This is a genomic window from Streptomyces sp. NPDC002513 (assembly GCF_053595355.1).
The window spans coordinates 87,669-106,124 of the sequence record NZ_JBSFXK010000022.1 but is presented as its reverse complement, the minus strand read 5'-3'; the positions used below and the strand labels follow the sequence as shown (position 1 = coordinate 106,124).

The 18,456-nt window shown below is 72.5% G+C and carries 17 protein-coding genes; 7 read left to right on the top strand and 10 right to left on the bottom strand.

Annotation, left to right across the window (positions count from 1 at the left end; genetic code table 11):
* Nucleotides 1-133 precede the first annotated feature (133 nt).
* From ACWD5Q_RS17290 to ACWD5Q_RS17280, 3 genes are read right to left on the bottom strand one after another with little or no spacing between them, the layout of a single operon-like run.
* Nucleotides 134-925, bottom strand: coding sequence for a 3-oxoacyl-ACP reductase (locus tag ACWD5Q_RS17290; RefSeq protein WP_451427842.1), 792 nt, complete (start codon nucleotides 923-925; stop codon nucleotides 134-136).
* A complete protein-coding gene (locus tag ACWD5Q_RS17285; RefSeq protein WP_451427841.1) occupies nucleotides 922-2,301 on the bottom strand; it encodes an aldehyde dehydrogenase family protein in 1,380 nt (459 codons plus the stop codon). Before ACWD5Q_RS17285 ends, ACWD5Q_RS17290 begins: the two co-directional genes overlap by 4 nt.
* A gap of 11 nt (nucleotides 2,302-2,312) precedes the next feature.
* On the bottom strand, nucleotides 2,313-3,683 hold the full coding sequence (locus ACWD5Q_RS17280) for a glutamine synthetase family protein (RefSeq protein ID WP_451427840.1): 1,371 nt from the start codon (nucleotides 3,681-3,683) through the stop codon (nucleotides 2,313-2,315).
* A gap of 75 nt (nucleotides 3,684-3,758) precedes the next feature.
* Here ACWD5Q_RS17280 and ACWD5Q_RS17275 point away from each other — a divergent pair, with 75 nt between their 5' ends.
* Both ACWD5Q_RS17275 and ACWD5Q_RS17270 read left to right on the top strand, forming a co-directional pair.
* Nucleotides 3,759-4,496, top strand: coding sequence for a FadR/GntR family transcriptional regulator (locus tag ACWD5Q_RS17275; RefSeq protein ID WP_451427839.1), 738 nt, complete (start codon nucleotides 3,759-3,761; stop codon nucleotides 4,494-4,496).
* A 71-nt stretch (nucleotides 4,497-4,567) separates the two neighbouring features.
* Complete coding sequence (locus ACWD5Q_RS17270; RefSeq protein ID WP_451427838.1) at nucleotides 4,568-5,257, top strand: gamma-glutamyl-gamma-aminobutyrate hydrolase family protein; 690 nt, start codon at nucleotides 4,568-4,570, stop codon at nucleotides 5,255-5,257.
* Between the two features lie 14 nt (nucleotides 5,258-5,271).
* Here the strand turns inward: ACWD5Q_RS17270 and ACWD5Q_RS17265 are convergent, their stop codons facing one another.
* Nucleotides 5,272-6,189, bottom strand: a complete 918-nt coding sequence (locus tag ACWD5Q_RS17265; RefSeq protein WP_451427844.1) for a LysR family transcriptional regulator — start codon at nucleotides 6,187-6,189, stop codon at nucleotides 5,272-5,274.
* Between the two features lie 76 nt (nucleotides 6,190-6,265).
* On the opposite strand from ACWD5Q_RS17265, the gene ACWD5Q_RS17260 reads away from it, so the two are divergent.
* Nucleotides 6,266-7,387: a TDT family transporter gene (locus ACWD5Q_RS17260; protein ID WP_451427837.1), complete on the top strand. Its 1,122-nt coding sequence runs from the start codon at nucleotides 6,266-6,268 to the stop codon at nucleotides 7,385-7,387.
* Here ACWD5Q_RS17260 and ACWD5Q_RS17255 read toward each other — a convergent pair.
* On the bottom strand, nucleotides 7,356-8,069 hold the full coding sequence (locus ACWD5Q_RS17255; protein WP_451427836.1) for a helical backbone metal receptor: 714 nt from the start codon (nucleotides 8,067-8,069) through the stop codon (nucleotides 7,356-7,358). The two genes, ACWD5Q_RS17260 and ACWD5Q_RS17255, sit on opposite strands and share 32 nt — an antisense overlap.
* A 39-nt stretch (nucleotides 8,070-8,108) precedes the next feature.
* On the bottom strand, nucleotides 8,109-8,687 hold the full coding sequence (locus ACWD5Q_RS17250; RefSeq protein WP_451427835.1) for a helix-turn-helix domain-containing protein: 579 nt from the start codon (nucleotides 8,685-8,687) through the stop codon (nucleotides 8,109-8,111).
* Between the two features lie 632 nt (nucleotides 8,688-9,319).
* On the opposite strand from ACWD5Q_RS17250, the gene ACWD5Q_RS17245 reads away from it, so the two are divergent.
* The 3 genes from ACWD5Q_RS17245 (at nucleotide 9,320) to ACWD5Q_RS17235 (ending at nucleotide 13,354) form a co-directional block, all read left to right on the top strand.
* Nucleotides 9,320-11,377: an alkaline phosphatase family protein gene (locus tag ACWD5Q_RS17245; RefSeq protein ID WP_451427834.1), complete on the top strand. Its 2,058-nt coding sequence runs from the start codon at nucleotides 9,320-9,322 to the stop codon at nucleotides 11,375-11,377.
* Between the two features lie 104 nt (nucleotides 11,378-11,481).
* A complete protein-coding gene (locus ACWD5Q_RS17240; RefSeq protein WP_451427833.1) occupies nucleotides 11,482-12,405 on the top strand; it encodes a 5'-3' exonuclease in 924 nt (307 codons plus the stop codon).
* Nucleotides 12,406-12,511: 106 nt separating this feature from the next.
* Complete coding sequence (locus tag ACWD5Q_RS17235) at nucleotides 12,512-13,354, top strand: siderophore-interacting protein (RefSeq protein ID WP_451427832.1); 843 nt, start codon at nucleotides 12,512-12,514, stop codon at nucleotides 13,352-13,354.
* Between the two features lie 62 nt (nucleotides 13,355-13,416).
* Here ACWD5Q_RS17235 and ACWD5Q_RS17230 read toward each other — a convergent pair whose 3' ends face one another.
* The 3 genes from ACWD5Q_RS17230 to ACWD5Q_RS17220 all read right to left on the bottom strand — a co-directional run bounded on the left by ACWD5Q_RS17230 (nucleotide 13,417) and on the right by ACWD5Q_RS17220 (nucleotide 16,064).
* Nucleotides 13,417-14,193: an ABC transporter permease gene (locus tag ACWD5Q_RS17230; RefSeq protein WP_451427831.1), complete on the bottom strand. Its 777-nt coding sequence runs from the start codon at nucleotides 14,191-14,193 to the stop codon at nucleotides 13,417-13,419.
* Nucleotides 14,190-15,203 carry an ATP-binding cassette domain-containing protein gene (locus ACWD5Q_RS17225; RefSeq protein WP_451427830.1) on the bottom strand — a complete coding sequence of 338 codons (1,014 nt, stop codon included), beginning with the start codon at nucleotides 15,201-15,203 and terminating at the stop codon, nucleotides 14,190-14,192. Before ACWD5Q_RS17225 ends, ACWD5Q_RS17230 begins: the two co-directional genes overlap by 4 nt.
* A gap of 210 nt (nucleotides 15,204-15,413) precedes the next feature.
* A complete protein-coding gene (locus ACWD5Q_RS17220; protein WP_451427829.1) occupies nucleotides 15,414-16,064 on the bottom strand; it encodes a PadR family transcriptional regulator in 651 nt (216 codons plus the stop codon).
* A gap of 217 nt (nucleotides 16,065-16,281) precedes the next feature.
* Here ACWD5Q_RS17220 and ACWD5Q_RS17215 point away from each other — a divergent pair, with 217 nt between their 5' ends.
* A complete protein-coding gene (locus tag ACWD5Q_RS17215) occupies nucleotides 16,282-17,808 on the top strand; it encodes an amino acid permease (protein WP_451427828.1) in 1,527 nt (508 codons plus the stop codon).
* Here ACWD5Q_RS17215 and ACWD5Q_RS17210 read toward each other — a convergent pair.
* Nucleotides 17,805-18,407: a GNAT family N-acetyltransferase gene (locus tag ACWD5Q_RS17210; protein WP_451427827.1), complete on the bottom strand. Its 603-nt coding sequence runs from the start codon at nucleotides 18,405-18,407 to the stop codon at nucleotides 17,805-17,807. The genes ACWD5Q_RS17215 and ACWD5Q_RS17210 overlap by 4 nt on opposite strands.
* Nucleotides 18,408-18,456 lie beyond the last annotated feature (49 nt).

Sequence of the window (18,456 nt, the reverse complement as noted above, 5' to 3'; positions counted from 1 at the left end):
TCAGGGTCGGGCAGGGTGACGCCGGAGCGGGAGAGCGGGGTGACGGTCACCCGGCCGCCGGGGAGGCGGCCGCGACCGGGGCCCCGCGAAGAGCCGTCCGCCTTCCGGGGCCCGGACCGCACCTCTTCGCCCCCTACAGGGGAGTGACGTACGCCCCCGAGATGCCGCCGTCCACCAGGAAGTCGGTGGCGTTGACGAAGGAGGAGTCGTCGCTGGCGAGGAACGCGACGGCCGCGGCGATCTCCTCGGCCTCCGCGAACCGGCCGACCGGGATGTGGACCAGACGGCGTGCGGCTCGCTCGGGATCCTTGGCGAACAGCTCCCGCAGCAGCGGGGTGTTGACCGGCCCGGGGCACAGGGCGTTGACCCGGATGCCCTCGCGGGCGAACTGCACGCCCAGTTCGCGGGACATGGCGAGCACGCCGCCCTTGGAGGCGGTGTACGAGATCTGCGAGGTGGCCGCGCCCATGCGGGCCACGAACGACGCCGTGTTGATGACGGACCCCTTGCCCTGGCGCCGCATGTAGGGGATCGCGGCCTTGCAGCAGAGATAGACGGAGGTCAGGTTGACCTCCTGGACCCGCTTCCAGGCCTCCAGGCCCGTCTCCAGGATGGAGTCGTCGTCGGGCGGTGAGATGCCGGCGTTGTTGAAGGCGATGTCGACGCTGCCGTAGGTGTCGTACGCCGCCTTGAAGAGCGCCTCGACCTGCTCGGCGTCGGTGACGTCGACCTTCACGAACAGCCCGTCGACCTCGTCGGCGGCGGCCTTGCCGCGGGTCTCGTCGATGTCGCCGCAGACGACGTGGGCGCCCTCGGCGGCGAGCCGGCGCACGGTGGCGAGGCCGATGCCGCTGCCGGCTCCGGTGACGACGGCGGTCCGGCCGGCCAGGCGGCGGCAGATGAAGTCGGTTGTCTGCGAGGTCACTGTGCGGGGCCCTCCGTGCTGATGAAGACGTTCTTGGTCTCGGTGAAGGCGGTCAGGGCGTCCGGGCCCAGTTCACGGCCGATCCCCGACTGCTTGAAGCCGCCGAAGGGGGTCCAGTAGCGGACGCTGGAGTGGGAGTTGACGGACAGGTTGCCCGCGCGGACGGCCCCGGAGACCCGCAGCGCGCGGCCGACGTCCCGGGTCCAGATGGAGCCCGAGAGGCCGTACGGGGTGTCGTTGGCGAGGCGGATCGCGTCGGCCTCGTCCTCGAAGGGCAGGACGACGGCGACCGGCCCGAAGACCTCCTCGACGGCCACGCGCGCGTGCGGTTCGACCTCGGTGAGGACGGTGGGCGGGAACCAGAAGCCGGGGCCTTGTGGGGCCTTGCCGCGGATGCCGGGGGCGTCGACGTCGACGTAGCCGCGGACGCGTTCCAGCTGGGTCCTGGAGATCAGCGGGCCCATCTGGGTGCGCTCCTCGGCCGGGTCGCCGACCACGACCGCCTCGATCGCGGGGGCGAGCAGGTCGAGGAAGCGGTCGTAGGCGGAGCGCTGGACGAGGATGCGGGTGCGGGCGCAGCAGTCCTGGCCGGAGTTGTCGAGGAAGGACATCGGGGCGGTGGCAGCGGCGGCGTCGAGGTCGGCGTCGGCGAAGACGATGTTGGGGCTCTTGCCGCCGAGTTCGAGGGTGACGCGCTTGAGGAGCGCGGAGCCCTTGGCCAGCACCCCCCTGCCCACGGCCGTCGATCCGGTGAAGACGATCTTCGCCACGTCCGGGTGTTCGACGAGAGCGCTGCCCGCGACGGGGCCGTGGCCGGGCAGGACCTGGAACAGGCCGTCCGGCAGGCCCGCCGCAAGGGCCAGTTCGGCCAGGCGCAGGGCCGTGAGCGGTGTCGTCTCGGCGGGTTTGAGGAGCACCGCGTTGCCGGCCGCGAGCGCCGGGGCGGTGCCCCACGCGGCGATCGGCAGGGGAAAGTTCCAGGGTGCGATGACGCCCACGACGCCGAGCGGTTCGAGGATCGTGACGTCCAGGCCGCCGGGGACCGGGATCTGACGGCCGGTGAGCCGCTCCACTCCCCCGGCCGCGTAGTCGAGCAGGTCGCGGACGTTGCCCGCCTCCCAGCGGGCGTTGCCGATCGTGTGTCCCGCCTCGCGGACCTCCAGCCGCGCGAGTTCTTCCAGGTGGTCGTCGACCGTCACGGCGAACCGGCGCAGCAGCCGGGCGCGGTCGGCGGGCGGGAGCGCCGCCCACCGGGACTGGGCCCGCGCGGCGCGTGCGACGGCGGCGTCCACGTCGGCAGCGGTGGCGGCGGGGACGGTGGCGACGACCTCCTCGGTGGCCGGGTTGAGTACCTGCAGCTCATGCTCGTTCGACACGAAAGGGCCTCTCACATGCGTTCGAAGGAGCGGCGCAGCTCCCAGTCGGTCACCGCGGCGTCGAAGGCGGCCAGCTCGACGCGGGCCATGTTGCCGTAGTGCGCGACCACCTCGTCGCCGAAGGCGGCCTTGGCGAGGGCGCTGTTCTCCCAGAGTTCGGCGGCCTCGCGCAGGGTGGCGGGCACGTGCTCGTACTCGGCGGTGTAGGCGTTGCCGGGGCAGGGGTCGGGAAGCTCCAGCTTCTGCTCGACGCCGTACAGGCCGGCCGCGACCATTCCGGCGACCGCGAGGTGCGGGTTGACGTCGCCGCCGGGCACCCGGTTCTCGAAGCGCAGCGAACGGCCGTGCCCGACCACCCGGAGGGCGCAGGTGCGGTTGTCGTGCCCCCAGGCGACCGCGGTCGGGGCGAAGGAGCCGGGCTGGAAGCGCTTGTAGGAGTTGATGCCCGGCGCGTACAGGAGCGAGAACTCGCGCAGGGCGGCGAGCTGTCCCGCGAGGAAGTGCCGCATCACCTCCGACATCCCGCCGGGGTCGTCCGGCGCGCCGGGCATGACGGTGCGTCCGTGCTGGTCCGTGAGCGAGAGGTGGATGTGGCAGGAGTTGCCCTCCCGCTCGTTGTACTTGGCCATGAAGGTGAGCGAGACGCCCTCCTGGGCCGCGATCTCCTTGGCGCCGGTCTTGTAGACGGCGTGCTGGTCACAGGTGACCAGGGCCTCGTCGTACCGGAACGCGATCTCGTGCTGTCCGGGGTTGCACTCGCCTTTGGCGGACTCGACGACGAGGCCGGCCGCCGCCATCTCGTTGCGGATGCGGCGCAGCAGGGGCTCGATGCGGCCCGTGCCGAGCACGGAGTAGTCGATGTTGTACCGGTTGGCGGGGGTCAGCGCCCGGTAGTTCGCGTCCCAGGCCTGTTCGTAGGTGTCCTTGAAGACGATGAACTCCAGCTCGGTGCCCACCTGGGCGGTGAGTCCCAGGGCGGCGAGGCGCTCCAGCTGCCGGCGCAGGATCCGGCGGGGCGCGGCGGCGACGGGGGATCCGTCGCTCCAGGCGAGGTCGGCGACGACCAGGGCCGTTCCCTCGTGCCAGGGCACCCGGCGCAGGGTGCTCAGGTCGGGGTGGAGGGCGAAGTCGCCGTAGCCGCGGTCCCAGGAGGACATCGCATAGCCGTCGACGGTGTTCATCTCGGTGTCGACGGCGAGGAGGTAGGCGCAGCCCTCCGTGCCGTGCTCCAGTACCTCGTCGAGGAAGAAGCGGGCGGCGAACCGCTTGCCCTGGAGGCGCCCTTGCATGTCGGGGAAGGCGAGGACGACGGTGTCGATCTCGCCGCCCGCGACGAGGGCGTGGAGTTCCTCGACGCCGAGCGGGGATGTGCGGTGTACCACGGGAGCTCTCCTTCGGTCCGCCGAGAGCCATAAGGTATTTCCGGGAACCATTTCTTGGGAAGGGGGCGCGGCCAGATGTCGCAGGCGGGGTCCGGCGGCGGCCCGCGGGACCGGCTGACCCCGGTGCTGCGGCCCGTGCGGGCGGGCAACGGCTTCGAGGAGGCGCTGGAGCAGATCCTCCAGGTCGTCCGCCTCGGACTGGTGCCCGGGGGCGAACGGCTGCCCGCCGAGCGGGAGTTGGCCGAGCGCCTCGGGATCAGCCGGGTGACGCTGCGCGAGGTGCTGAAGGTGCTCCAGGACCAGGGCCTGGTGGAGTCGCGGCGCGGGCGCCACGGCGGCACGTTCGTACGGCCGCGCGCCGACGCGGGCGGCGAGGACGAGCTGCGTCGGCGTCTGGGGGACACCGACATCGAGGACGTGCTGCGGTTCCGCGAGGTGCTGGAGGTGGGGGCGGCGGGCCTGTGCGCGGCCCACGGCCTCGCCCCGGAGCAGGGCGCGCGGCTGCGTCAGGCGCTGGCGGGCACGCAGGACGCGCCGCTCGCGGAATACCGGCGGCGGGACACGCTGCTGCATCTGACGCTGGCGGAGCTGTGCGGCTCGCCGTCGCTGGCGGCGCAGTACGCGGCCGTCCGGGCGACGGTCAACGACCTGCTGGACTGCATCCCGCTGCTGGTGCGCAACCTGGAGCACTCGCAGCGCCAGCACGAGGCGCTGGTGGAGGCGGTGCTCGACGGGGACGCGGACGGCGCGCGGGAGATGATGCGGGAGCACTGCGCGGGGACGGCGGCGCTGCTGCGGGGGTTCCTGGCGTGAGCACAGGGCGTGAGACCCACACATCTGGGTAAAGGTATGAATCCATTCCATTGGAGCCAGGGGAGCCCGAGGTGACCGGACGGCCGCTGATCGGTGTGAGCACATATCTGGAGGCCCGCACCCGCTGGGGCCCCTGGGAGCTGGACGCGGCGCTGCTGCCCGCGGGCTATCCGCTGCTGGTGCAGCGGGCCGGCGGACTGGCCGCGATGCTGCCGCCGGACGACCCGGCGCACGCGGTGGCGACGGTGGCCCGGCTGGACGGTGTGGTGATCGCGGGCGGCCCGGACGTCGACCCGTCCCGCTACGGCGCCGAGCGCTCCCCCCGGACCGGCCCGCCGGCCCCCGAGCGGGACGCCTGGGAACTCGCCCTGATCGAGGCGGCCGTGGCGTCCGGCACTCCCCTGCTCGGCATCTGCCGCGGGATGCAACTGCTGAACGTCGCCCTGGGCGGCACGCTCGTGCAGCACATCGACGGGCACACCGAGCGGGCGGGGGTGTTCGGACGGCACATGATCAAGCCGGTGCCGGGCACACGGTACGCGCAGGCGGCACCGGAGGCGGTGGCCGTGCCGACGCACCATCATCAGGCGGTGGACCGGCTCGGGTCGGGACTGGTGGTGTCGGCATATGCCGAGGACGGCACGGTCGAGGCGGTGGAACGGCCCGGGGCCGACTGGGTGCTGGGTGTCCAGTGGCATCCGGAGATGGGCGGGGACATACGGGTGATGGGGGCGCTGGTGCGGGCCGCGTCGGCCGCCTGACCCCCGCCGCGGCCCTACCCGCGCGTCAGCCCCAGCAGATCCCGCCCCGGGCCCGTCGGCCGGTGGCCCGTGCGCCACACGGCCCGCAGCGCCCGGTCCAGTCGTACGCCCTCGACGGGGACGCTCACCAGGCGGCGGGCCGAGAGTTCCTCCCCGACGACGAGTTCGCTCAGCACCGCCGGGCCCGCCCCGCTGACCGCGGCCGCCTTGACCGCCGTCGTCGAGGACAGTTCCAGCAGGGGCCGGGCCAGGCCCCCCAGAGCCGCCTGGAGGACCTGGCGGGTGCCCGAGCCCTCCTCCCGGAGGATCAGCGGGGTCGAGGCCAGTTCCCCGGCGGAGACGGGCGCCGGGCGGCGCGCCCACGGGTGCCCCGGTGCCGTCACCACGATGAGGCGGTCGTGGGCGACGACCACGCCGTCCAGGCCCGCCGGCACCGTGAGGCCCTCCACGAAGCCCAGGTCCGCCTCGTCCGCGAGCAGCCGTCCGGCGACCGCCGCCGAGTTCCCGGCCAGCAGCGACACCGCCGTCTCCGGCCGCTGCGCCCGCAGCGCGATCAGCCAGCCGGGCAGCAGATACTCCGCGATCGTCATGCTCGCGGCCACCCGCAGCCGTGAGTCCCGGCGGCCCCGCAGCGCCTGTGCCCCCGCGTCGAACGCCTCCGCGGCCTCCACGATCCGCCGCGCCCAGTCGGTGACCAGCGCCCCGGCGTCGGTCAGCCGTGAGCCGCGCGGCGAGCGGTCCACCAGGGCCACGCCCAGTTGCCGCTCCATCGACCGGACCCGGCTGCTGGCCGCGGGCTGGCTGATCCCCAGCTCCCGCGCCGCACGCCCGAGGCTGCCCAGCCGGGCGACCGCGAGCAGCAGCTCCAGGGCGCCCAGATCCGGCACCCGGCGCGCCAGACCGGCCACCGGGGTCCCCTCGCCGTCCACCATGCTCATAAGGACAGCTTATGCCCTCATAGAGGCATACTCCCTGGTCGGCGCGTCGGTCCTGGGAGATCGTGCCGTCATGGTCACCGCAGCCCAGCCCCTTGTCCTCCCCGGCGCCCCCCGGCGGCGCGCCGCCGCCGTCCGGTACCTCGGCCCCAACTGGTACGCGTCCGTCATGGGCACCGCGATCGTGGCGACGGCCGGTGCGGGCCTGCCTGGTGCCGCGCAGCCGCCCGGGCTGCGGGCCGCCTGTGCGGCCGTGTGGGCACTGTCCCTGGCCCTGCTCGTGCTCCTCCTCGGCGCCCGCGCCCTGCACTGGATCCACCACCGCGACCAGGCCCGCGCCCATCTCCTCGACCCCGCCATGGCCCCCTTCTACGGCTGCCTCGCCATGGCCCTGCTCGCCGTGGGCGGCGGTGCCATGGTGGTGGGCCGGGACTGGATCGGGCCCGGTCCCGCCGTCGTCCTGGACACCGTCCTGTTCACCGCCGGCAGCGCCGTCGGGCTGGTCGTCGCCGTGACCGTGCCGTATCTGATGGTCGCCCGGCACCGCATCGAACCGGACCAGGCCGCCCCGGTCTGGCTGCTGTGCCTGGTCCCCCCCATGGTCTCCGCGGCCCAGGGGCCGCTGCTGATCCCGCATCTGCCCGCGGGGCCGGCGCGGGAGACGCTGCTGCTGGGCTGCCTGGCGATGTCCGGGCTGAGCCTCCTGGCCACCTTGGTGATGCTGCCGCTCATCCTCGCCCGGCTCATCACCAGGGGCCCGCTGCCGCTCGCGCTGACACCGACCCTGTTCCTGGTCCTCGGTCCGCTCGGCCAGTCCGTCACCGCCGCCGGCGCGTTCGCGGCCGTCGCACCGGGGGTCGTGCCGCCGCCGTACGCCCGCGGCTTCGAGGTCCTCGCCGTGCTCTACGGCGTTCCGGTACTGGGCTTCGCCCTGCTGTGGCTGGCCCTCGCCGGCACCCTGACGGTGCGCGCGTGGCGGCAGGGCATGGGGTTCACGATGACATGGTGGGCGTTCACGTTCCCGGTCGGCACCTGTGTCACCGGCGCCGAGGCGCTGGCCCGGCGCACCGGGCTCGCCGTCTTCGACGTCCTCGCGACCGGACTGTACGTGCTGCTCGTCGCCGCCTGGGCCGTCGCCGCCTGCCGTACGGGCCGGGGAGTCGTCAGCGGCCGGCTGCTCGCAGCGCCTCGGTGAGGACGCGCGGTGCCCCGGTCAGGGAGGGGCCGTACCAGGTGAGGCGACGCCCGTCGACCAGTGCGCACGACAATCCCCGGAACGCCTCCGGGCCGTCCTCGGCCGTGAAGCGGTACGGCTCGTCGGGCAGCACCACAAAGGGGGCCGCGGCGCGCAGTTCCTCCAGGGGGATCCGCGGATAGCGCTCCGGGTGCGCCGCGTACACGTTGTCCACGCCGAGCCGGGCCAGCACGTCCCCGGCGAAGGTGTCGCGGCCGAGCACCATCCAGGGCCGCCGCCAGACGGGCACCACGGCGCTCGTACGGCGCTCCGGCACCGGCAGCCGCGCCCATGCGGCACGGGCCTCGTCCAGCCAGCGCGGCCGGGGCACCCCGCAGGCGGCCACGACCCGCTCCAGCTCGCGGAAGGCCCCCGGCACGTCCCGCACCTCGGTGACGAGGATCGTGAGTCCCGCCGCGCGCAGGGCGGCGAGGTCCGGCGCGCGGTTCTCCTCCTCGTTGGCGAGCACCAGGTCCGGGGCGAGCCGGACGATCCGCTCGACCTCGGGGTTCTTGGTGCCGCCGATCCGGACGACGTCGAGGTCCGGGGGGTGGGTGCACCAGTCGGTCGCGCCGACCAGCGCGTGGGGCACGGTGGCGGCCACGGCCTCGGTCAGCGACGGCACCAGCGAGACGACACGCATCAAGGCCTCCTCGGGGGCGGTGGCGGGGACCCGGCCGGGTCAGCGGCGCCGGCGGGAGGGGTCCTCGACCGCCTCGACGTGGTCCGAGACCGCGACGACGATCACCCGGGTGTCCGGCACGGTCGCCCGCCAGCGGTGGCGCACTCCCCCGCTCAGATACAGGGTGTCGCCGCGCCCGAGGCGGTGCGCCCGGCCCTCCGCCTCCACCTCGACGGCGCCCTCGACGACGTACATCAACTCGTCGTTGCGGTGCTGGAACTCACGGCCCTCGTCATGGTCCCCGATGAACTCCATCGCATGGAGCTGGTGGTGGCCGCGCACCAGCGGGCGCACCCGCGCCCGGCCGGGCTCGACGGCCTCGTCGTCGGCGCGCAGGACGTCCACGCTGCATGCCGGGTCGGCCGCCGCGAGCAGTTCGACGGCGGTGGTGCCGAGCGCGTCGGCGATCCGCTCCAGGGAGGGACGGCTGGGGCGCGCCCGCTCGTTCTCGACCTGGCTCAGGAAGGGGACGGACAGGCCGCTGCGCTGGGCCACGACGGCGAGGGTGAGCTCGAGCGCCCGGCGCCGCCGCCGGACGGCAGCGCCCACCCGAAGGGGCTGTTCTTTGTGGTCGCCCATCGCTCCGGTCCCTCCCTCGCTCCGTCGGTCCGCCTGTCCTGCCCGGCAGACGCACCGCCGGGGTCCGATGATGTCATCGGTGCACTGCTTCTGTTGAGTTGTCTGCACCCTACGCATGTTCGGCAAACCGTTTCATGCGCCCGTCACATCGGTGTCCCGTGCAAGAGTGCCGAGGGTCCCGGTTCGCGCCACCGGCCGAGCCGTTCCGCCGTCCCGCGCACGCAGTCCGGCACCGGGCGAAAGAGCTGATCAGAGGCGTTGCCGGCGCCTCCGCGAGGGCTCCGCCGAGGTGAGGGGCCCAGAGCGGTCGGCCGGATTCCGGAGGCCGGAGCGGGCCGTCCCGCCGGTCGGGGGGGTGCGGTGCCGTCCGCCGGGCCGGAGCGGCACGAGCGGGAGGGCGGCGCCGGAGCGATGCGCCGTGCGCCCGGCGCGGCCGGGAGACGGTGCGGCGGACCCGGGGCGGCCGGGAGGCGGTACGGCGGGCCCGGGGAGCCGATGGCCGCACCCGACGCCCCATGGCTCGCACCCACCCCAAGTGTTCTCCACACGGCCATACCGCAGCAGATCTCGGGTTGCTGTTGCTTTCATGGTGCTCCGGCACCGTCCTCAACATGTCTGAACAACTTCTTCCGATGTCAGAGTCCGAACTCGGCGACGGACCCGAGACGACGACTGGTACCACCCGCCGTCGGTTCCTCCAGGGCACGGGGGTCGCCGCCGGGGCGCTGGTGCTGGGCGCGACCGCCGGGGCGGGCGGCGCGTACGCCGCTCCGAAGCCCGGGTACGTCCTGCCGAAGGGCTTCAAGGGCACCATGTCCGACCTGAAGCATGTCGTGATCCTGATGCAGGAGAACCGGTCCCTCGACCACTACTTCGGCACGTTTCCCGGCGTACGCGGCTTCGACGACAAGCAGGCACTGCGGTTCCAGGACGGCACCACCGTCTTCCAGCAGAAGGACCGCAAGGGCAACATCGTCACCCCGCAGGTCGACGACGGAGCCTGGGGCAACGACCACGGAGCCTGGGGCGACGTCGAGCACCGCAAGTGGGATCTGTGGGTGCAGCACAACGGCGCCAGCTGCATGAACCACCACAGCGACGCCTACATGGGCTTCTACCACTCGCTGGCCGCCCAGTACACCATCGCCGACCAGAACTTCTGCTCCGAGTTCGGGCCGACCGACCCCAACCGCAAGTACCTGTGGAGCGGTACCGCCAACAGCGAGACGGGCAACACCGACGAGTCCAACTACTCCCGTCCCTGGATCACGGTGGCCGAGCAGCTCCAGCAGGCCGGCATCGACTGGCGGCTCTACTCCGACAACAGCGGCAACGGGCGGCAGGGTTACATCAGCACCTGGGTCGGCGACTACGGCGACAACGAGCTGAAGTACTTCAAGGGGTTCGACCCGGAGGGGCTGAGCGCCGACGACCCGAAGCTGCGGCCCGGCACCGGGCTGATCTGGCGCGGCAACGCCACGTACTACTCCGGCATGACCTCGCCGAACGACGACTCCGACGAGAACCTCGACGCGGTCCTCGAAAACCTCCGTGACGCCTGCCGGCCGGGCGCGGAACACCCGCTGCCGGCAGTCTCCTGGATCGTGGCACCGTACGGCTGGTCCGAGCACCCGGGCGCGGACACCCTGCACGGCGAGCGCTACGTCAAGAAGGTGCTCGACATCCTGCAGAGCAACGCCGATATCTGGAACCACACCCTGTTCATCCTCAACTACGACGAGAACGACGGCAAGTTCGACCACGTGCTGCCGCCGTGGCCCGAGCCGGGCACGGCGCGCGAGTACGCCGGTGACTACCCGCTCGGCTTCGGTCCGCGGGTGCCGATGCTGCTGGTCTCGCCGTGGACCCGCGGCGGGTACGTCGCCTCGGAGGTCTTCGACCACACCTCGACGATCACGTTTCTCGAGACCTGGGCGGCCCACCTCGGCAAGCCGTTCCGTTGCCCCAACATCAGCGACTGGCGGCGCTCGATCGCGGGTGACCTGACCAGTGCGGTCGACTTCGCCCACCCGCAACCGGGGCCGGCCGCCCTCCCGGACCCGCGCACCGAGCAGCCGGTGTCGATCGCCGCCGACCACATGAAGCCGCGCCCGCTGAGCTTCCATCCGCACGCGACGATCTCGCAGGACAGCGCGTCGGGGACGGTCACCGCCAGGATGACCCTCACCGGCGGCCCGAAGGACAAGGCCTTGAGCTTCCAGGTCTTCCCCGACAAGTACCAGGCGTTCTCCAGCACGCCGTTCACCGTCGCCGCGGGCAAGCCGCGCGAGTACACCTGGGACACCAAGGGCACCGACGGCAGGTACGCGTTCTCGATCTACTCCAACGACGGCTTCGTGCGCTCCTTCGCCGGCCAGGTCGCGCCCCCCGGACACGGGGACGGTGGCCTCCCGCGCGTGGAGGTCGACCTGCTGAAGGGCGAGGGCACCAAGCACGGGGCTCAGGTGAAGCTCACGCTGCACAACGACGGCACCGAGCCGGTGCGCTACACCCTCACCGCTCACGACCACCTCGGCCGTACCCGGAGCGTCACGGTGGACGGCGGCAGGACGAACGTCGTCATGTGGCCGACCCAGCGGGGCTACTACGACGTGGTCATCACCGTGGACACCGACACCACCTGGACGCAGCGGTACGCCGGCCGGATCGCCACTGCCGGAAAAGACTGATCGACCAGGACATCCGTGGCGTCGGCGGCCGTCCTGGCCGCCGACGCCACGGCGCTCGTCGTACTGGTCGCGACCCCGGTGCCCGGCAGTGCGATCCTGACCGCATGACCACCAGAAAGTGCCTGTTGCTAGACACTCCGTCGCTCTACTTCCGCGCCTACTTCGGCGTCCCGGAGTCCGTGAAGGCCCCGGACGGCTCACCCGTGAACGCCGTGCGCGGGCTGCTCGACTTCATCGACCGCCTGGTCCGGGACCACCGTCCGGACGACCTCGTCGCATGCATGGACGCGGACTGGCGCCCGCACTGGCGGGTCGAGCTGATCCCGTCGTACAAGGCGCACCGGGTGGCCGAGGAGCGCACGGCGGGCCCGGACGAGGAGGAGGTGCCGGACACGCTCTCCCCGCAGGTGCCGGTCATCGAGGAGGTGCTGGACGCGCTGGGCATCGCGCGCGTCGGCGTGGCGGGGTACGAGGCGGACGACGTGATCGGCACCTTCACGGCCCGCGCCCAGGGCCCGGTGGACATCGTGACCGGCGACCGCGATCTGTACCAGTTGGTCGACGACGCGCGTGGGGTGCGCGTGCTGTATCCGCTCAAGGGCGTCGGCACGCTCCAGATCACCGACGAGGCGGTACTGCGCGAGAAGTACGGCGTCGACGGCCCCGGTTACGCGGATCTGGCGCTGTTGCGCGGCGACCCGAGCGACGGGCTGCCGGGGGTGCCGGGCATCGGCGAGAAGACCGCGGCGAAGCTGCTCGCCCAGTTCGGGGACCTGGCGGGGATCATGGCCGCGGTGGACAACCCGGCGTCCGGGCTCACCCCGGCCCAGCGCAAGCGGCTCGACGACGCGCGGCCGTATCTGGCGGTCGCGCCGAAGGTCGTACGGGTCGCCGGCGACATCCCCCTGCCCGAGGTCGACACGGCCCTGCCGCACGCGCCGCGCCACCCCGGCCCCCTGGACGCTCTGGCCGCCCGCTGGGGCCTCGGCGGCTCGCTGCAGCGGCTGCTCACCACGCTCGGCACCTGAGGTGACGGTTTAGGAAAGACGCGCTCACCGGCGCTTCATGAGCGCGGTGTTCACTGGGATGAGATGCTAACTTAGGTAACCCTAAGCAATGAATGGGGAGGCCGTCATGGCAGAGCGCCCGGCAGGCAGAGCACGGAAGGCCCACGAGGCGCAGGTCGTCCGCACGCAGCGGCTGACCCCGCATATGCAGCGGGTGGTGCTGGGCGGCGAGGGGCTCGCCGAGTTCGCCGCGGGCACCTGCACGGACCACTATGTGAAGCTGCTCTTCCCGGCCGAGGGCGTCACCTATCCCGAGCCCTTCGACATGCAGCGCATCCGCGAGGAGTTCCCGCGCGACCAGTGGCCGGTGACGCGGACGTACACGGTGCGCGGCTGGGACCCCGAACACCGGGAACTGACCCTGGACTTCGTCATCCACGGCGACGAGGGCCTGGCCGGTCCCTGGGCGGTGCGCGTGCAGCCGGGCGAGACCGTGCGGTTCATGGGGCCCGGCGGCGCCTACGCCCCGGACGCGAGCGCGGACTGGCATCTGCTCGCCGGGGACGAGAGCGCGCTGCCGGCGATCGCGGCCGCTCTGGAGGCGCTGCCCGAAGGCGCCGAGGCAGTCGCCTTCGTGGAGGTCGCGGGCCCCGAGGAGGAGCAGAAGATCGACTCCGATGTGGAGGTCGTCTGGCTGCACCGCGGCGAGCGCCCGGTCGGCGCGGCCCTGGTCGAGGCCGTGCGGGCGCTTCCGTTCCCCGAGGGCCGGCTGCACGCGTTCGTCCACGGCGAGGCCGGCTTCGTGAAGGAGCTGCGCCGGCTGCTGCGCGTCGAGTACCGCATCCCGCGCGAGGACCTCTCGATCTCCGGCTACTGGCGCCTCGGCCACGACGAGGACGGCTGGCAGGCGTCCAAGCGGGAGTGGAACGCGCGCATCGAGGCGGAGCAGGAGGACGTGTCCGCCGCCTGAGAGCGGCGGCACGGCGGACGGGGGCGGCACCGGCGTGGTGCCACCCCCGCGTCGTACGGCGATCAGACCGACCGCTGGTAGGACCGGAACGTCCGGATCGACAGCCACACCGCGGCGATCGCGAGCGCCAGCAGCGCCCCGCCGCGGCCGAGCACATCACCCCAGTCGGGGTGCGCGGACATCGCCGAACGGCCCGCGACCATCGCCCAGTCGAGCGGGTTGAAGTCGGCGACGTGCCGGATCCAGGCGGGCATCTGGGACGGTGCCATGAAGGCGGAGGACAGGAAGGTCAGCGGGAGCAGCAGGAAGGTGTTGATCCCGATGATCGACTCCCTCTCCCGCACCAGCATCCCGAGCGCGTTGGACAGCGCCCCGAAGACGGTGCCGAGCAGCACCGAGGCGACGACCAGCACGGCGACGCCGCCGATGCCGCCCGGGTAGTCGGCGCCGCCCAGCAGACCGAGCAGCACGATGACGACCGACTGCAGTGCGGTGACCAGGCCGTTGTTGACGACGTTCCCGTTCATCAGCGCGGCCCGGCTGGCCGGGGTGGTCAGAAAGCGGTTGAGCGTGCCCCGCTGGATCTCCTCCAGGGTTCCCATGCCCGCCCACATGTTGGAGCTGAGGGCGCTCATCACCACCACGCCCGGGACCAGGTAGTCCAGGTACGAGGTGGTGCCGAAGCCGCCGAGTTCGACGACCTTCTTGAAGAGGCTGCCGAAGAGGAACAGCCAGATCACCGGCTGGATCAGGGTGATGACCGCGTACGCGGGCTGCCGGGCGAAGACCATCAGCTGACGCCTGGTCATGTACCAGGTCTGAAGGAGCGCGGTGCTCATCGGGCACCTCCCGCGAGGACGAGGGCGTCGCTGCCGGGGGCTTCCGTCTCGGAGTAACGGCGGCCCGCGTAGCGGAGGTAGACGTCGTCGAGCGAGGGACGGGCGACGGTCACGGAGGCCACGCCGGCCCCGGCGCGCTCCAGCACGCCGAGCAGCGCGGGCACGGCTGCCGCCCCGTCGTCGGCGCGGACGCTGACGCGGCGCCCGTCGGGCAGGACCTCGTGGACACCCGGGACCGCCGCGAGGGCGTCCCGCAGCAGTGCCCGCCCGCCGTCGTCGAGCGGCTCGCGCAGTTCCACATGGACGGCGTCGCCGCGCAGTTCGCCCTTGAGGGCGTCGGGGGTGCCCTCGACCACGACCCGGCCGTGGTCGACGATCGCGATGCGGTCGGCGAGCCGGTCGGCCTCCTCCAGGTAGTGCGTGGTGAGCAGGATGGTCAGACCGTCGTCGCCGGCGAGACGGGCGATCTCGTCCCACATCGCGGTGCGCGCCTCCGGGTCGAGACCGGTGGTGGGTTCGTCGAGGAAGAGCACGTCGGGGCGGTGGACGAGGCCGATCGCCACGTCGAGACGCCGCCGCATGCCGCCGGAGTAACCCTTGACCTGGCGCCGGGCGGCCTCGGTGAGGGTGAAGCGCTCCAGGAGTTCGTCCACGCGCGCGGTGAGCGGGCGGCCCCTCACCCCGTAGAGCCGGCCCTGGAGTTCGAGGTTCTCGCGGCCCGTGGCGACGGGGTCGGCCCCCGAGTTCTGCGCGACCACCCCGATCGCGCGGCGGACCCGGTCCGGGTGGCGCAGCACATCGTGCCCGGCGACGGTGGCCGAGCCCGAGTCGGGGCGGGCCAGGGTGGTGAGGATCTTGACGGTGGTGGACTTGCCGGCGCCGTTCGGGCCGAGGAGCCCGAAGACGGTGCCGGGCTCGACGGTGACGTCCAGGCCGTTCAACGCGGTGACGTCACGGGGATAGGTCTTGACGAGTTGACGCGCCTGCACTGCGGGCGCACGGGTGTTCATGGCGACTGCTCTCCTCGATGCTGCATGAGCGGAGGTATCGGGATCCGCTGGGCGCGGAAGGACGACTGATCCGCGTGAGGAGGGCCGGGCTATCCTGGGTGTGCCGCACCTCGATCGCCTGGATGTGCCTCACGGCGGATTCAGCTCGGGGTTCGAGACCCCGGCGGGGCTGCTGCAACAGCCCGGCCGGGGTCTTCGCCGTCACGGCGGCTACGGTCCGTTCACGTCGCCGCCCTCCAGTCTCCGGTACTCCTCGGGAACCTCTCCCGTCTCGTGGAAGGTCCGCCACTCCCGTACGCCGGGAAACGTGCCGGCCTGAAGCTCCGCGAGGAGGCCGCGCACCCACGCGGCCTCCGCCTCGACCATGTGGAGCGCGTACTCGCTCTCGATCAGGAAGAGCCGGGGCAGTGTCTCGTGGAGCTTGTCCAGCACCCCCCGCAGGCTCGCGGCCCGCACGTCCAGGCTGACCAGCCGCTCCGCGAGCAGACGGGTCACCTCCCCGGGGTGGAGCGCGCCCAGGAGTGAGAGCGCCGCCTCGAAGACGGGGAACTCCGCCACCGGGACGGCCAGCAGGTCCGACAGCCACTCGGTGGCCTCTTCCCGTCCGGCGTCCGTGATGCCGTAGAGCGTGCGCTCGGGGCGGTTGCCCTGCCGCTGCACCTCGGCGACCTCGACGAAACCGTGTTTCTGGAGGTTCTGGACGACGGTGTACAGCGAGCCGTAGTTGATCTTCAGGCTGGCGTCCTTACCACGGCGGCGCAGGGTCCGGGCGATCTCGTACGGGTGCATCGGCCGCTCGGTGAGCAGCACCATCACCGCGAGCGCGAGCGGATTGCCGAGCTTTCGACGCTTCGCCGCCATGGACCCCCACCTCGCTTCCGAATATCCGCGACCGAACATATCGCGACTCACCGGGCTACGCAATAGACACGACATATCGCGAACAGGGGACCCACGCAAGGGCGTGAGGACTTGGGCCCGCCCCGGACACGGCGGCGTGACGCGGGCGAAACAGCCCCTCCCTAATTTCTGTCGCCTGACAGGAATTCCACCCCCTGCACCGAAGGCAGGTGCCGTCGTGACGACGACCGATGACCGTTCCCTCGCAGAGTTCGGCTACCGCCAGGAACTGCACCGCAGCCTCGGCCGGTACGCGTCCTTCGCCGCCGGGTTCTCCTTCATCTCCGTACTGACGACCGTCTTCCAGTTCTTCGCGTTCGGATACGCGTTCGGCGGCCCCGTCTTCTTCTGGACGTGGCCGGCGGTCCTGGTGGGCCAGCTGCTGGTGGCCGCGTGCTTCGCGGAGCTGGCCGCGCGCTACCCGATCTCGGGAGCCGTCTACCAGTGGTCCTCACGGCTGTCGAACCCCGCGTTCGGCTGGTTCGCCGGCTGGATCATGGTGATCGGGCAGGTCGTGGTGGTCGCCGCGGCGGCACTCGCCCTGCAGATGGTGATGCCGGCGCTGTGGTCCGGCTTCCAGCTCGTGGGCGGCGATCCCGCACCCACCTCTCCCACCGGTGCGGCGAACGCGGCGGTCCTCGGCATCCTCCTGCTGGTCCTCACCACGCTCGTGAACGTCGTCGACAACCGTGTGATGTCCGCGATCAACCGGGTCGGGGTCACCGCCGAGATCATCGGCGCGTGCCTGATCGTCGTCCTGCTGCTCACCCACTCCCGGCGCTCCCCCGGCATCACCTTCCACACCGGTTCCGGGACCGGCGGCCTCGCCGGCGCCCTGCTCGTGGGCTCGTTCACGGCGGCGTACGTGATGATCGGCTTCGACAGCGCGGGCGAGATGAGCGAGGAGACCCGCGACCCGCGCCGCACCGCTCCCCGCACCCTCCTCACCGCGCTCGGCGCGGCGGGCCTGCTCGGCGGGCTGATCGTCCTCGGCGGCATCCTCGCCGCGCCCAGCCTGACGGACGGGCGCCTCGGCACCGACGGCCTTTCCTACGTCCTCACCAGCAGCCTCGGCGACGGCGTCGGCCGGGTACTGCTCGCCGACGTGGTGGTGGCGATCGCGGTCGCGACCCTCGCGATCCAGACGGCGGCCTGCCGGATGGTCTTCTCCATGGCCCGCGACGGGCGGCTGCCGTTCGCCGGGCGGCTCGCCCGCGTCGACCCGCGCACGGGCATGCCCGGCGCCCCCGCCCTCGTGGTCGGCATCCTCGCCGCCGCCCTCCTGCTGCTCGACCTCGTGTCGCCGGAGGCGTTCCTGGCCATCGGCACGACCTGCATCGTGATGCTGTACCTCGCCTACGCGATGGTGACGGGCCCCCTGCTGCTGCGGCGCCTGCGCGGCGAGTTCCCGACGACAGGCACCGACGAGCGCGGCGCCCCTCTCTTCTCCCTCGGCCGCTGGGGCGTCCTCGTCAACACGCTCGCCCTGCTCTACGGCCTGCTGATGACGGTCAACCTGGCCTGGCCGCGTGCGGCGGTGTACGACCCGGCGGGCGGGCACTGGTACTTCCGGTGGTTCACGGTGCTGTTCCTTGGGGCGACGGTGTCGGCTGGTGCGGCCTACCGGGCGTACCGGAAGCGGGCCGCCGCCCCGGCTCCCCTGCCGGAGCCGGCCCTCCCGGAAGCGGCCACCCAGGCCTCCTAAACCCCTCGGACCCCCTCAACCGTGTCGCCCTGGACCCGCGCGTGCAGATGCATGTCGTGCCAGCCGTCCGGATGGAGGAGGGCACTGCGCTTGGTGCCCTCCAGGGCGAAGCCCGTCTTCGTCGCCACCGTGCAGGACGCCTCGTTGCCGAGGGCATGCGTCAGTTCGAGACGGTGGAAGCCGATGACGTCGAAGGCCCAGCGGGTGAGAGCGGTCACCGCGCGCGGTGCCACGCCCCGGCCGCGGGCGGCCGGGACCGTCCAGTACGCCACCTCGGCCACGCCGTCAGCAAGCTCCATGTTGCGCAGCGCCATACGGCCGAGCAGCCGACCGGTGCCGGCATCCACCACCGCCCACTGGGCGTTCCGCTCGCCCTCCCAGGACCTCACCCACCCGTCGATCCAGCCGCGGACCTCGTCCTCGGAGTCGGCGGCGTGCAGGTGCCACCGGTGCATGGCCGGGTCCTGGAACGCCTGGTACACGACCGGCGCGTCCGCGACCGCCCAGGGACGCAGAACCAGACCGTCGCCGGCGACGGTGGGCTGAGGGGCGCGGGCGAGGGTTCCGGGAGGCAGGACGTCGCCGACGAGGTAGGGCATGCCCGGCATCCTGCCAGCGGGGCGCGGTGGGGCCCAGTGGTTTTCGGCC